9 protein-coding genes are annotated in these 15,318 nt (G+C 69.2%); 7 read left to right on the top strand and 2 right to left on the bottom strand.

Annotation, left to right across the window (positions count from 1 at the left end):
* Together ACQHIV_RS22090 and ACQHIV_RS22085 are read right to left on the bottom strand one after the other, a co-directional pair.
* Complete coding sequence (locus tag ACQHIV_RS22090) at nt 1-1,458, bottom strand: glycoside hydrolase family 76 protein (protein ID WP_427884877.1); 1,458 nt, start codon at nt 1,456-1,458, stop codon at nt 1-3.
* Nucleotides 1,459-1,533: 75 nt separating this feature from the next.
* On the bottom strand, nt 1,534-2,049 hold the full coding sequence (locus ACQHIV_RS22085) for a hypothetical protein (RefSeq protein WP_427884876.1): 516 nt from the start codon (nt 2,047-2,049) through the stop codon (nt 1,534-1,536).
* Between the two features lie 80 nt (nt 2,050-2,129).
* Here ACQHIV_RS22085 and ACQHIV_RS22080 point away from each other — a divergent pair, with 80 nt between their 5' ends.
* From ACQHIV_RS22080 to ACQHIV_RS22050, 7 genes are all read left to right on the top strand, one after another.
* Entirely contained in the window at nt 2,130-2,951 is an 822-nt protein-coding gene (locus ACQHIV_RS22080) for a tryptophan 2,3-dioxygenase (protein WP_427884875.1), read from the top strand.
* 78 nt (nt 2,952-3,029) lie between these two features.
* Complete coding sequence (locus ACQHIV_RS22075; RefSeq protein ID WP_427884874.1) at nt 3,030-4,763, top strand: hypothetical protein; 1,734 nt, start codon at nt 3,030-3,032, stop codon at nt 4,761-4,763.
* Nucleotides 4,764-4,844: 81 nt separating this feature from the next.
* The gene (locus ACQHIV_RS22070; protein WP_427884873.1) at nt 4,845-5,501 is read left to right on the top strand and encodes a hypothetical protein; all 657 of its coding nucleotides are present in this window, start codon (nt 4,845-4,847) and stop codon (nt 5,499-5,501) included.
* Between the two features lie 47 nt (nt 5,502-5,548).
* A complete protein-coding gene (locus ACQHIV_RS22065; protein WP_427884872.1) occupies nt 5,549-6,232 on the top strand; it encodes a response regulator transcription factor in 684 nt (227 codons plus the stop codon).
* Nucleotides 6,233-6,234: 2 nt separating this feature from the next.
* Nucleotides 6,235-7,536, top strand: coding sequence for a sensor histidine kinase (locus ACQHIV_RS22060; protein WP_427884871.1), 1,302 nt, complete (start codon nt 6,235-6,237; stop codon nt 7,534-7,536).
* 777 nt (nt 7,537-8,313) lie between these two features.
* The gene (locus ACQHIV_RS22055) at nt 8,314-8,952 is read left to right on the top strand and encodes a hypothetical protein (protein WP_427884870.1); all 639 of its coding nucleotides are present in this window, start codon (nt 8,314-8,316) and stop codon (nt 8,950-8,952) included.
* A gap of 491 nt (nt 8,953-9,443) precedes the next feature.
* Complete coding sequence (locus tag ACQHIV_RS22050; protein WP_427884869.1) at nt 9,444-15,152, top strand: DUF7507 domain-containing protein; 5,709 nt, start codon at nt 9,444-9,446, stop codon at nt 15,150-15,152.
* Nucleotides 15,153-15,318: the final 166 nt, after the last annotated feature.

Genomic DNA, 15,318 nt, shown 5'->3' with positions numbered 1-15,318 from the left:
TCAGACCGTGTTCAGCAGGTCGACCACCGACTGTTGCCGTGCCGCGTCAAGTTTGTCGACAGGGCCGTACCAGCGCAGGCCGTACTGGTCCATCGGCGTTCGGTCGGCGGCGTACGCGCGGTCGGCCTGCTTCTGCAGGTACGCCGTGTACGGGTGGTCGGACAGCGCCGCGTTGAGCTTGCCGAGGCCGCGGACGTGTGCGCCCTTGAACGACGGGCCGTCGCCGCCGCAGTCGCCGTCCTCGCACGGTTCGCGGAGGATGCCGTCCGTGGTGTGCAGCGACGAGGCCGTCGTCGACGCGTCCGCGAGCTGTCGCGCGCTGGTCAGGTACGCCGAGTTGTTCGTTGCCTTCGACAACTCCGTCAGCGCGCCGATCAGCACGCCCTGGTTGTACGTCCACGCGGTCTGCCCGTTGTTCTTGCACGTGGACAGGTCGATCCCGTCGTTCACCAGGTGCGAGCCGTTGATCATCCCGGTCTGCTGGAACCACGTCCACCCGGCCTGTGCGCGTTGCAGGTACGTCGTGTCACCGGCGACCCGGGTGTGCAGTTGCGCGTTGAGCTGGATGTACAACGAGTTCGAGATCGCGTTCTTGTACGTCTTCGCCTCGCTCCACCACACCCCGCCGCCGCAGGTGCTGTCCCAGTACGCCGCCATGTGGTCCGCGTCGGCGCGCGCCGTCTGCAGGTACCGCGCGTCGCCGGTCAGGTCGTACGCCGCGACCCACGCCAGCCCCCACCACCCGGTGTCGTCGATGTAGTCGTTGCGGAACTGGCCCTCGAACTTGTTCAGGTTCAGGTCGTACGTCTTGCCGATCGCGTACTTGTAGCTCGGCATCCCGCTGACCCGGATGTTGTCGATCAGCGCGTTCAGCGCGTTCGCCGAGTTCCACCAGCCGGTGGTGTCGAACAGCCCGCTGGACAGGTTGTAGTCCTGCATCAACGCGGTCGCGGCCGCCGTCCGCCGGTCCCAGGCGTTCCACGTCACCCGCGCCCACGGCGTACAGGCGATGTCCGCGCGGTCGCCGGCCTTGCCGCAGGCGCGGAGCGCGCCGACGCCGAGGTTGTTCCAGTCGTCGACGTTGTACATCTGCGTCCGCCAGCCGCGCTGCCCGGACGGGATCGCGGTGTTGCCGAGCCGGCTGCCGCCGGACCAGGTGCGGCCGCCGTCCATCGAGCGGTCCAGCCAGACCTCGTCGCCGGGGTTGCCGTTGTCGATCGAGGCCCAGCCCATCGCGTCGTCGTCGTCGAGGTGCAGGGTGATCGTGCGGCCGAAGAGCGTGCTGGAGACCGGAGTGCGGTCCTTCGGGGCGAGGGCGGGGTCGCGGGCGTCGCAGTACTTGTTGCAGATCGTTGCCTGGGTGGACATGTTCACCGGTGGGGTCTCGGCCGGCGCGGGCAGCGGTGCGCCGAGGGGAGCGATCAGGAGGGCAAGACTGGAAACGATTCCAACGGACATCACAGATCTCCCTGGGGCGGTAGGAAGAGAGCGGTGTCACCGACGGTAGGTGGCGGACCTCAGTGCGTCAAGGCGTCAGAAGGTGAGTAGTGCGGCGAGGACCGCGGTGGCCACGACGAGGGTGGTGGCGATCGCGAAGTTGCGGCCGCGGGCGCGGCGGCGGGTGAGGGCGGTGCGGTCGGGGCGGGTGCTGCAGGGGTCGAAGCCGAGCGCGTCGGCCGGCGCGAGCACGCTGCCGAGGCGGGCCAGCACCGGCCGTTGCTCGGCCTGCCGGGTGGCCTCGTCGACGACCCGGCGGCGCATGAACTCCCGGTGCCGGGTCGTCGGCACCCGCAGGTCGGTCGACCCGATCAGGCTTGACGGCAGCGTCAGGCCGGTCGGTAGCGGCAGCCCCGGCGGGAGCGCCCGCTGGACCACCGCGTGCGCGGCCGCCACCCGCCTCGCCCGGCTGATCGCAGGCGGGAGGATCAGATAGGCAAGGTGGACGAGCGACCGGTAGTCGTCGAGCAGCAACGCCTCGACCAGCGGTTCCTCACGCGTAGGCCCCTGAACCGGACCTGGGACGATCGGCGTCTCGACCGTGGCGGACATGCAACTCCTCGACTCGGCGTTCCGAAGTACCAACGAACGAATCACTGACCCGTCACGGACTGTCGGCTAGTCTCCGTCCCATGAGCGCTGGTGACGGGGTGACGGGGCAGTGGGGCGGGGTCGACGTGCACTTCGGCGAGGAGGGCGGCCGGCTCACGTACGGCAGCTATCTGCGCCTGGCCGAGCTGCTGGACCAGCAGCGGCTCGAGTCCGAACCGCCGGCCCACGACGAGCTGCTGTTCATCACGATCCACCAGGTCTACGAGCTCTGGTTCAAGCAGAACCTGCACGAGCTGACCGCCTCCCGGGACGCGATGCTGGCCGGTGAGCTGTGGCTGGCCGAGCACCTGCTCCGCCGGGTACACACGATCGAGCGGGTGCTCACCCAGCAGGTCGACATCCTGGAGACGATGACCCCGCAGGACTTCGGCGAGTTCCGGCACCGGTTGTCGCCGGCGTCGGGGTTCCAGTCGGTGCAGTTCCGCGAGATCGAGTTCCTCTCCGGCGCCAAGGACCCGTCGTTCGTCCGCCGCTTCCGCGGGCTGACCGAGGTCGAGAAGGACCGGCTGAGCCGCCGGCTGGAGGAGCCGACGCTCTGGGACGCGTTCCTCGAAGTACTGCGGAAGGCCGGGTTCGACACCGACTCCGAGGACTCGATCCGGGACGCGCTCCGCAAGGTCGCCGGCGACCGCTCGCACTACGCCGCGATCTGGGAGCTCGCCGAGGCGCTCCTGCAGCACGACGAACTCGCCGCCGCCTGGCGCGCCCGGCACGTCGTGATGGTCGAGCGGATGATCGGCACCAAGCCCGGTACCGGCGGCTCGTCCGGCGCGAACTACCTCCGCAGCCGCCTCGACCTGCGCTACTACCCGCTGCTCTGGGACCTCCGCTCGAACCTCTGATTTCAGACCGGCCGGTATCAAAACCCACTCTGCGGTGTCCGCCCTGGTAGGGGCACATCTTCGGAGGGGGAGATTCAGATGAGTTCAGACGAGGGCCGTCCCGGTGAGGGGATGGAGCCGGCAGCGGCTGTCCGCGCCGCGCTGGCCGAGGTGCTCGGTACGGCCGAGATCGACGTACGGCCCGGTGAGTCCGGGCGGATGCCGGACGGCACACGCGTGCGACTGTTCCACGGCGCCGTACCGGGGGAGCCGAACCGGACCGCTTCGGTCGCGGTCGACGAGTCCGGCGGGGTCCAGCCTCGACGGCGGCTCGAGGCCTTGGCCGGGCGGGAGCTGTTCGTACCGGCGTTAGCCGCGCCGGCGACCGTGATCGCCGGGCTCGGCGCGGACCCGGTCACGGTGGACCCGCCGACGAACACGTGGGTGCTGCCGGAGTGCGTGACCGAGGACGAGACCGTCACCGTGACGATCCCGGAGTCGCGGATCCCACCCAAGGCGGACGTCTACCTGCTCGCGGACACGACCGGGAGCATGGTCTCGATCATCGGCGCGGTCCAGGCCGGGATCGGCGCGATCGTCAACGATCCGGCGTTCGCCGGGTTCGACCTCGCCTGGGGCGCCGGGAACTACAAGGACTTCCCGGTCGGCACGGGCCTGAACCCGTACGCGTTCCAGCACCAGCTCGCGCCGACGCCGGGGGTCGCCGCGGTCACCGCCGCCGTCGGCACCTGGACCGCGGCGGACGGGTCCGACACACCCGAGGGACAGCTGTTCGCGCTGCAACAGGTCGCCACCGATCCCGCCATCGGGTGGCGCACCGGCAGCAAGCGGATCGTGGTCTGGTTCGGGGACGCGCCCGGACACGATCCGATCTGCTCGGCGTTGTCCGGCGTACCGGATGTGACCGAGGCGACCGCGACCGCGGCACTCGTCGCGGCCGGGATCACGCTCGTTGCGGTGAGCACCGATACCGGTACGGCGGGAGCGCTGGACGGGGACCCGACGCTCGGGTCCACCGACTATGCGCCGTGCCCGGTCGGCGGGAGCGCCGGTCAGGCGACCCGGATGACGGCGGCCACGCCCGGTGGTACGCACACCGTCGGCGTGAACGCAAGCCAGATCGTCGGCACGCTGGTCTCGCTGATCAACGCCGCCGTCCACTCGATCGCCGACGTACATCTGCAGCCGACCGGGTCGATCGCGCAGTTCGTCACCTCGATCACGCCGCCGAGCTACGGACCGCTGCCCGGGAACACCGCGCACACGCTGCCGTTCGACGTCACGTGGACCGGGGTCGTCGACTGCGAAGAGGACGAGCAGACGTTCACCGGCACGCTCGACGTGGTCGCGGACGGGGTCGTGGTCGCCACGAAGCCCGTCACGGTCACGGTGCCCGCCTGCCGTTGGCATCACTCGGTCGAGATGATCTGCGGTACGTCGAAGGGCGACGACAAGTGCGAGACCGTGGTGGACGGGCGGTACGCGACCGCGGTCACGATCTACAACCCGACGACCTGCACAGTCACGATCGTCAAGTACTTCGCACCGCTCGTGCTCGACGGCCGCGCGGTCGGCCGGGAGCCGCGGACGGTCCCGGCGCGGCCGTTCGCGAAGCTCGAGCTCGCGCCCGGTACGGCGACCATGGACGACTGCTGCAGCCTGGAAGAGGCGATCGGGCCGAAGGGGTCGCAGTTGCTGTTCGGCGTACTGGACATCGTCGCCGACCACCCGCTCGAGGTCACGGTGACGCACACGGCCGGGCATCCGGTCAGCTCGATCGACTCGCGGGCGATCCGGCCGCGGAAGGGCTGACACCTCGGGGGAGGCGCGCGAGGCCGTCCACGGTGGGCGGCCTCGTTCGCTAGGCTGCGCCGGGACCCCCGAGGAGGCTTCGTGAAGCTGTACTCCGACGTCGGCGCGCAGCGGTTCGGGCAGGTCCTGGGCGACCTGCTGCTGGTCGCCTGGATCTGGTTGTGCGTGGAGCTCGGCCTGCTCGTCCACCGGATGGTCGAAGCACTCGGTACGCCGGGACGCAAAGCCGCCGAGGCCGGCGACGGGCTGGCCGGCGACCTGCGGAAGCTGTCCACGCCGATCGGGAAGGTCCCGGCGGTCGGCGACGAACTGCGGGCACCGATCGACAGCGCCGCCGGTGCCGCGGGCAAGCTCGCGCAGGCCGGGCGGGACCAGGTCCACGCCGTCGACCAGCTGGCATGGGTGCTCGCGGGTCTCACGATCGGCCTGCCGGTGCTGTTCGCCGTACTGATCTGGGTGCCGCGACGGATCCGGTTCTCCCGGCGGGCGACCGCCGCGCGGAGGTTCATCGACAACGTCGCCGACCTCGATCTGTTCGCGCTCCGGGCGATGGCGAACCAGCCGATGCACAAGCTCGCGAAGATCTCCGACGACCCGGTCACCGCCTGGCGCGACCGGGACGCCGACGTGGTCACGGCACTCGCCACCCTCGAACTCCGCAGTACCGGGCTGAAGCCGCCGCACTCCGGAAACAAATCGTCGCTCCGTGCCGAAAAGGTTCCGGAGAACGGCACTTAACGGGCGCTTGAGGGTCCGATAACGGGACGGCGGCTACCCTCGGGTACATGGCGCGGGTGCTGCTGATCGAGGACGACGATGCGATTCGGGCGTCGTTGGGGAAGTCTCTGACGGCGGCCGGGCACGTCGTGTCCGCGGTCGCGGCCGGCGCCGACGGGGTCGCCGCCGTCGCCCGCGAGAAGCCCGAGGTGCTGCTGCTCGACCTCGGACTCCCGGACCTGGACGGTCGCGACGTACTCGCGATGGTCCGCGCGGTCAGCGACGTACCGGTGATCGTGGCGACCGCGCGAGACGACGACGCGAGCGTCGTACGGCTGCTCGACGCCGGCGCGGACGACTACGTGATCAAGCCGTTCAGCGCCGCGCAGATGGACGCCCGGATCCGCGCCGTGCTGCGGCGGCTCGGGACCGACCAGCAGGGCGAGACGACCGTCGAGATCGGCGGGCTGCGGATCGACCCGCGTAGCCGCGAAGTGACCGTCGACGGCGCACCGGTCGACCTGACCCGCAAGGAGTTCGACCTGCTGCTCGCGTTGTCGCGGCGGCCCGGTGCGGTGGTCAGCAAACGGGAGTTGCTCGCCGAGGTCTGGGGGCTGCCGTGGGGCGGCGGCGACCGAACCGTCGACGTACATCTGTCCTGGCTGCGGCGGAAACTCGGCGAAACCGCCGCCCAACCGCGGTTCCTGCACAGCGTCCGCGGCGTCGGCGTCAAACTCGCGGCGGACAGCTGACCATGCGCCGCCGGATCCTCCTCCTCTCCGTCGGCATGACCACCCTGGTCGTGCTCGCGTTCGCCGTCCCGCTCGTCCTGCTGCTGCGCAGTACCACCGCCAGCGAAGCCAAGGACAAGGCCCGCAACCGCGCCGAGACCGTCGCGTACTACGTCGGCGACAAGGACCACACCGCCGCCGACATCACGGCGTACATCAACGGGCTGCCCGCCGGCCCCGGGAAGATCTCCGTACGGACGGCCGACGGTACGACGCTGGGCGATCCGCCGCCGGGGGGAGTACCGACGCCGCAGTACGTGCCGGCCGGCGACGGCGATGACCGGAAAGGCCCGCCCAAGGTCGGAAACGCCGACTATCGCGACGTGCCCGGCGGCGTCGCCGTCGACGTCGGCGTCGGTACGCCGAACGGCACCGCCTCCGTCTGCCTCTACCTGACCGACGACGAGCTGTACGCCGGCCTCACGCCACGGCTCCTGATCCTCGTCGGCGGCAGCCTCGTCGTCCTGCTGCTCAGCATCGCCGGCGCCGAACTCGTGTCCCGCCGGCTCGCCCGTCCCCTCGAAGAAACCGCGAGTACGGCCGAACGCCTCGCCCGCGGCGACATGGACGCCCGCGCCCCCACCACCGGCCCCGCCGAAGTCGCCAAGGTCGGCTCCGCCCTCAACGGCCTCGCCGACCGCATCGACGAAGTCATCGCCGTCGAACGCGAAGCCGTAGCCGACCTCTCCCACCGCCTCCGCACCCCACTCACCGCGCTCCGCCTCCAAGTCGAAGCCATGCCCGACCGCGACAGCGCCGAAGAACTCAACACCCAGGTCACCAGCCTCGAACGCACCCTCACCGCGGTCATCAGCGCCGCCCGCCGCCCGCAACGCGAAGGCCGCGTACCGCACTCCGACGCCGTCGAAGTCACCCGGCAGCGCGCCGCCTTCTGGGAACCCCTCTTCGAAGACCAAGGCCGCGAGCTGGCGCTCGACCTGCCGGACACGCCGGCCGCCGTACGCTCGTCCGCCGAAGACCTAGGCGCCGCCCTCGACGCCCTCGTCGAAAACGTCGTCGCCCACACCCCCGACGGAACCCCCGCCCGCATCACCCTCACCCGCACCGCCGGCACCATCCACATCGTCGTCGCCGACAAAGGCCCCGGCATCCCCCTCGGCGCCGGCGAACGCGGCCGCAGCGACCGAGGCTCCACCGGCCTCGGCCTCGACATAGCCCGCCGCTGCGCCGAAGCCGCCGGCGGCGCGCTGACACTGCACCGGAACGAGGTCGAACTCACGCTCAAATCCGCCCCGGAGGGCTGAGCGAGCCGGGTCCGGCACACGGGGAGGTTGGTGTGTCGCCCATCTCCGTCGGAGGGCAGGCACGCGAGCGGGAGGTGGTTTGCCCGCCCATCCACCCAGTGGGTTGTGGGGCGCGGGGGTGGTGGGAGGGCTCGGTTGGTGGCCCGCCCGGGTGAGGTGGTGGTGTGGGAGGTGGTTGTGCAGGCGGGAGGTGGATTCCCCGCCCACCCACCCAGGGGGTTGTGGGGGGGCGGGGGTGATGGTCGGAGCGGAAGGTTGGTCGCCCGCCCACCCGCCCCGGTGAGGTGGTGGAGTGGGAGGTGGTTGCGCGGGCGGGAGGTGGATTCCCCGCCCACCCACCCAGGAGGTTGCGTGGCGCGGGCGTCGTCGCGGGAGGGCTCGGTTGGTGGCCCGCCCACCCTCCCCGGCGAGGCAGTTGTGTGGGAGGTGGTTGGGGGCCGGAGGTGGTTTCCTCGCCCGCCCTCCCAGTGGGTTGTCGGCGCGGAGATGGTGGTGGGTGGGGAAGGTTGGTGGCCCGCCTTCCTCGGTGAGGTGGCGGGGTGACACGTGGTTGCGCGAGCCAGGGGTCCCGGGGCCGCCTTCCAGGAGTTGTGGGCTGCGGGTGTGTGTGGAGGGTGGTTGCCCACCCTCCTGGCCGAGGTGATGCCGCGGGTAGGCGTTGGTTCTCCTGCGCACCCGAGACGCGCTGGTAGAGGTGGCCCAATAGGTAGCCGGTGGCCGTGTAGTCGACTGGGAAAACCATTGGCTAGGACCAACTTCGCCTGCGAGGTTCGTCAGATGTTGCTGATCCTGACTGGTTCGAGTTGCGCGGGTAAGACGACGCTGGCCCGCGCGTTGGGTGACCGGGTGCCAGATATCGCCATTCATGACCACGACGAGATCGGCGTTCCGGAGGATGCCGACGTGCAGTGGCGAAACCGGACAACTGAGCAGTGGATCGGCCGAGCCTTGAAGTACCAAGACCGTGGGATCGATGTTCTCCTGACCGGGCAGTCGCCGCTCGGGGAAATCTTGGCCTCACCTTCGGCGCCGCAACTCGACGGCATCGCGGTGTGCCTGGTGGATGTCGACGACGAGGAGCGGCGCCGACGACTCGATCGACGTGACAATGGCCTGTGGTCACCCGCAGTCCTGGATTCCTTCGTCAGGTGGGGTGCCTGGCACCGCGGGCACGCGGAAGACCCTCGCTACCGGCCCGAAGTGATCATCGACGGCAGCTGGCCGGAGATGGCTTGGGATCGATGGTCAGACTGGACCAAGGACGACCCGCGGTGGAACACGCACCTGCTCGACACCACAGGACGGCCAACCACGCAATGCGTCGACGACCTGATGCGCTGGGTCATGCGACAGCGCAACGCCTGCCGAACCGGAGAGCTCGCGCTCACCAAAGGCTGGACCGACATCGAACCCTGATCCGAACCTGCGACTGGGCGGGGAAACTACCTCCGATCCCTGCGACCACCTTCCAGCTCATCACCTGACCGGGGTAGGTCGGCGGCCGTACCACCTTCGCGGCTCGCGACCACGTCCGTGCCACACAAACCACCTTCGGCCCGCGCAACCACCTCCCACTCCACCACCTCACCGGGGCGGGTGGGCGGGCCACCAACCTTCCGCCCCGACCATCACCCCCGCGCCCCACAACCCACCGGGTGGGTGGGCGGGGAAACCACCTCCTGTCCGCGCGACCACCTTCGTACTCATCGCCTGACCGGGAGCGTGGGCGAGCATCCCGTCCCCTCCAACGAGCACCGTCCGCACCTCAAGCAGTTCAGCTGTGATCCCGCGTTCCCACACACTGTGTAGTCAATCGGCTACATTGAGTCCGTCGTGTGGTATGTCTCGCTGGCGACTGCTGAACAGATCGGGGAGTTCGGATGGCCGTTCGTGGCCGTGGGTTGCGCATGTTGGTTGGGTTTGTGCTCGTGGTCACGACCGGATTGGTGCTACCGGCAACCGCCCGGGCGGACACGGTCCGGGACTTCGGGAAGGTGTTCGGTGCCCAGACCAACGGCGCCGTCCGGATCACCGGGAACAGCCTGCTCACCTGCGACCGCTCGAACGCTGCCTGTCGGGCCACGCTCGACGGTGGCCGTACCAAGGCCAACAACAACGACTGGCCCATGCAGCTCCTCGACCTGGACAACGACCCGTCGACCTACTCCTCCTCCGGCGCGACGGTAGCGCTCCCGAACGGCGCGCAGGTCCTGTACGCCGGCCTGTTCTGGGGCGCCGCCCGTGGCGCGGGCAGTGGTGGTACCGCCAGCAAGGAGGACGGTACGACGATGCGCCTGCGCCTCCCGGGCAGGTCGGCGTACCAGAATGTCACCGCGGACCGGACCGACTACCTGAACACCGGCTCGAAGAACGACTACTCGTCCTACCTCGACGTCACCGACCTGGTACGGGCCGGAGGCAACGGTGAGTACTGGGGTGCCGACGTCCCCACCGGCACCGGCGCGGACCGGTACGCCGGGTGGAGTCTGGTGATCGCGTACCAGCAGGCCGACGAGCCGCTCCGCGACCTGAGTGTGTTCAACGGGTACGCCAAGGTGTCCAGCGGCGAGCCCGTTCGCACCAGCATCTCCGGCTTCCTCGCGCCGCCGAGCGGTGCGGTCAATGCGCGGTTCGGCAGCGTCACGTACGAAGGTGACGCCGGCATCACCGGCGACTACTTCGCGGTCAACGGCACCCGGCTCGCGGACGCGCAGAACCCGTCGGCGAACTTCTACGGCAGCCGGATCACCGACGGCGGCGAGAATCTGGCCGACCGCACCCCGGCGAGCGTGAACAACCTGGGCGTGGACGCGAAGGTGGTCGATGCCGCCGGCATCTTGCCGAACAACGCGACCAGCGCCGAGCTGACCTTCGCGAGTACGGGCGACGTCTACTACCCGGCCGCGCTGACCACGCAGATCGACCTGTACGCGCCGACCATCCTCGGCACCAAGACGGTCCGCGACCTCGAGGGCAACACCCCCGCGAAGGTTGGTGACACCCTCGAATACACGATGAGCTTCAGCAATACCGGGGACGACGACGCGCTCCGGTCCGCGGTCCGCGACGAGCTGCCCGCGAACACGACGTACGTCTCGGGCTCGTTGTCGATCGTCTCTGGTGCGGGCGCCGGCGCGAAGACCGACGCGTCCGGCGACGACCAGGCCGACTACGGCGGTCGCACGGTCCGGTTCCGGATCGGCACCGGCGCGAACGCGACGACCGGCGGCCGGCTCGCGAAGGATCAGAGTACGACGGTCCGCTTCCGGGTGACCGTCGACAAGGCCGCCGCCGGTACGACGCTCGACAACGTCGGCCTGCTCGACTACACGGCCGAGACGCTCAACAAGCAGTACACCTACCGGACCGACGAGGTACACACGCCTGTCGCGGCCGAGGCGGATGTGGCGATCACCAAGACCGCCGCTCCGGACCCGGTCGCCGCGGGAGGCGAGGTCACCTACACGTTGGTTGCCAGGAACAACGGTCCGAGTCCCGCGGAGGACGTGAAGGTCACCGACACTCTCCCGGACGGTGTCGAGCTGATCTCCGCCAAGCCCACCCAAGGCACCTGCACCTCGACGACCTGCCTGCTGGGAACGATCAGTTCCGGGTCGGCGGCAACGATCACGGTGGTGGTACGCGTCTCGGCCGCCAGTACTGCGACGAGCCTCACCAACGTCGCAACGGTCACCAGTTCCACCTCCGACCCGAACCCGGACAACAACACGTCCTCCGTCACCACCGACGTGACCCGTACGGCGGACCTCGCGCTGACGAAATCCGTCGACCCGGCGAAACCCGCGCCGGGTGAGCCCGTCGTCTTCACGCTCGCCGTCAAGAACAACGGCCCGTCCGACGCGGAGCAGGTCCGCATCGCCGACGCGGTCCCGGCCGGCTTCACGATCACCGGCGTACAGTCCACGGCGACCTGTACGTCGGCCGGCCGCGACGTGAACTGCACCGTTCCGAAGCTGGCCTCCGGCGCGAGTGTCGCGGTACGGATCGCGGCGACGCTCGACTCCGGCTACCAGGGTGGCGCGCTCACGAACTCGGCCAAGGTCGTCAGCGACACTCCGGACCCGGACGACTCGAACAACACCGACAGCGTCACGATCACCCCGGCCGCCCCGACGGCGGACGTGGTCGTCACGAAGACGACCGTGACCAAGCCGGTCGTCGCGGGCGGGCCGATCACGTACCAGATCAAGGTGCACAACACCGGGCCGTCCGACGCGAAGGCCGTCCACCTGAGTGACGCCGTACCGGCAGCAGTCACCGATGTCACCGCAGACACCTCTGCTGGCTCCTGCACCGTCAACAGCGGGCAGATCGCCTGTCCGTTGGGCGATCTTCCGGTCGGCGAGACCGCGATCGTCACCGTGACCGGACTTGTCTCGCCCAAGGCGATCGGTGAGCTCACCAACGCCGCAACCGCCGAGAGTACGACGCCCGACCCGGACACCAGCAACAACACCGGACGTACGACGGACACCGTGACGACAACCGCCGACCTGGCGATCACCAAGACCGCACAGCCGGTTCCTGTACACGCGGGCCAGCCGGTTACGTACACGCTGACCGTTACGAACAACGGCCCGTCTGCGGCCCAGTCCGTGAAGGTAACCGACCCCGTACCGGCTCCACTGCGGTACGTGTCCGCGAAGAGCACAACAGGCAGTTGCACCGAGGCCAGCGGCACCGTGACGTGTGCTGTCGGCACGGTGGCGCCCGGAGACACCGTCACGGTGACCGTGGTCGCCAACGTCCCAGCAGGCACTCCGCCGAACGACCTGAAGAACACGGCGACCGTAGCGTCCCCAACGCCGGACCCGGTCGACAGCAACAACACTGCGACGTACACGATCACCACAGGCACGCAGGCGAACATCACCATCACCAAGACCGCCTCACCGGACCCCGTGGTCGCGGGTAAGGCGATCACCTACAAGCTGACAGTCCGCAACACCGGCCCGTCGGACGCACAGGTCGTACGGGTCGTGGACGACGTACCGGACGCTGTTACCGGGGTAGAAGCGTCAGCCGACGGTGGAGCGACCTGTACTGCGGTCAATGGGCAAGTGCGTTGTCTGGCCGCAACACTCGCGGCCGGCGACAGCTTCGTCGTCACCGTGACAGGAACCGTTGCCGCGAAGACCCCGCCAGGGGAGCTCGCCAACACCGCGACAGCCACCTCTGAGACTCCCACGGACCCCACGACCTCGGACAACACCTCAACGACCACACCGAACGTACGGACCGAGGCAGACCTGTCCGTCGTCAAGACCGCGCCTGCGACGGCCGTTGCGGGTGACGAGCTCACCTACACGCTGGGCGTGCGCAACGCGGGCCTCTCGGACGCTGTCGGAACCGTAGTCACCGACCCACTCCCAGCAGGGACGACGTTCGTCAGCGCAGCCGGCTGTACGCACGAAGACTCCGTAGTCAGCTGCACGGTCGGCCGCCTAGCCCCTGGCGCCGGTACGACGATCACCGTGGTCGTCAAGGTCTCACCTGACCAGCCGGCCGGGACCTTGACCAACAAGGCGACCGTCAGCTCGCAGACGCCGGACCCCAACGACAGCAACAACAGCAGCACCGCAGAGACCAAGCTGACCACTGCCGCGGACCTGGCGATCACCAAGACCGTGCAGCCGTCGCCGCTCGTGGCCGGTGGAGAGGCCGTCTACACACTCACCGTGCACAACGCCGGACCCTCAACGGCTCAGCAGGTCTCCGTAACCGACGCAGTGCCGGCGGGCCTGTCGGTGCTTGAGGCAACGAGTGCTGACGGGACCTGTACGACGGCCAACGCGACGGTGACGTGCGCGTTGGGTGCTGTCGCTGCCAACGGGACCGCCGTCGTCATCATCCGGGTCGCCGTCGCCGCCTCGCAGACCGGCGCCGTCACCAATGGGGCCTCGGCGAGCAGTAAGACGACCGACCCTGACCCGTCGAACAACAAGACCGAGGTCACGACCGACGTTGAGCAGGTCGCCGACGTCGAGGTCATCAAGACCAGCGACGACGCGACCGTAGTAGCCGGCGGGGGAGTGACCTACCGGCTAACCGTGGTCAACCACGGCCCGTCCGACGCCACTGCAGTCACCGCGACCGACAGCCTCCCGACCTCGCTCAAGATCCTCACGGTCGACCCCAAGTGCACAACAGCGGGGCAGACGGTCCGGTGTGCGCTCGGCACCATCGCAGCGGGCAAAGCGGTGACCGTGGTCATCGCAGCGACCCTCGACCCGGCGTACCAAGGGACGTCGCTGGCGAACACGGCTACGGCCACGTCGCCGGTCACCGATCCGGACGAGAGCAACAACAGTTCCACCATCACCACACCGGTCGAGACACGGGCGGACCTGAGCGTAACGAAGACGTCCGACCCTGCCGGTGTGACGCCGGGCAGTGCGTTCAACTACACGATTGTCGTCAACAACGCCGGTCCGTCGACAGCACGTGCGGTAGTGCTGTCCGACACGGTGCCTACCGGCCTCACGGTCACCTCTGCATCGAATGGGTGCACTGTTAAGGGCCGTGCGGTCACTTGTCAGCTGGGCGACCTGACGATTGGCCAGGTGGTCGTCGTACTCCAGGTGCGGCTGGTGGCCGGCTACGAGGGCACGGGCATCACCAACACCGCAACGGCGACCTCACGGACCACTGACCCGGACCCTTCGAACAACACCGGCACTGCAGAGTCCCCAGTCACCGCGTTGGCGGACCTGGCGATCACGAAGACCATGTCGCCGGCCGCACCGGTCGCAGGTCAGACCGTGAAGTACGTGCTGACGGTCAAGAACAACGGTCCGTCTCACGCCCGTACGGTCACTGTCACCGACGAGCTGCCGCGTGGGCTCAAGAACGTCACCACAACCGGCAACAGTTGCATCCTGCTTCCGCCGGAAGCGCCTAGTGCGCCGGACACGCCCGAAGCGGGCACGGTGCGCTGCAGTACGCCGGAGCTCGCCGTTGGGGGCACGGTCGTGGTGACAATCACCGCAACCGTCGTACCCGGTTTCACCGGCACGCTGGAGAACCTGGCCCGCGTCGGCTCGACCACGCCGGACCCGGTGATCGCCAACAACGAAGCTAAGGTTGGCGGCCGTACGACGCAGTCCGCGGACCTCAGCGTCCACAAGACCGCTTCGGCGACCACCGTGATCGCCGGGCACTCGCTCGTCTACACGATCGCCGTCCACAACGCCGGCCCGTCGTCAGCAGCCGCTGTCACGGTCACCGACGTACTGCCGAACGGCCTGCGCCTCACCAGCACGCCCGAACACTGCACGACCTCCGGCCAGAAGGTTACGTGCGCGGTGGGACGCGTAGACCCTGGCATGACGGCTCAGGTCGCCCTGAACGTCCTGGTGGACACCACGGGCACCTCGGTGACCAACACAGCCTCCGCCCAGTCGACCACGGCGGACCCGGACCCGAACAACAACACCAGCACCGTCACGGTCCGCGTCACCCCACCCCAACCGGCCCGCCCGAAACCCGAACTCCCCAACACCGGCGCCGACGTAAGCCCCGCCGTACTACTAGCAGCCCTCACCCTGCTCGTCGCCGGCATCGGCGCGATCGCCCTCACCCGCCGCCGCAACTGACACCCGATAACCAAAGACGGTCTTCCCGCCCACCCGTTCCGGAGGTTGTGGGGTGTGGGTGTGGCTATGCGAGCCGAGGGTGGTCTTCCCGCCCACCCACCCCGGGGAGGCGATGAGGACTGGGTGTGCGGTCGCGGGACGGAGGTGGTCTCCCCGCCCACCCTCC

Source organism: Kribbella polygonati, from assembly GCF_050320105.1.
Lineage (GTDB): Bacteria > Actinomycetota > Actinomycetes > Propionibacteriales > Kribbellaceae > Kribbella.
Note: the sequence above shows the minus strand (reverse complement) of the source record. Positions and strands in the feature narration are given on the sequence as shown.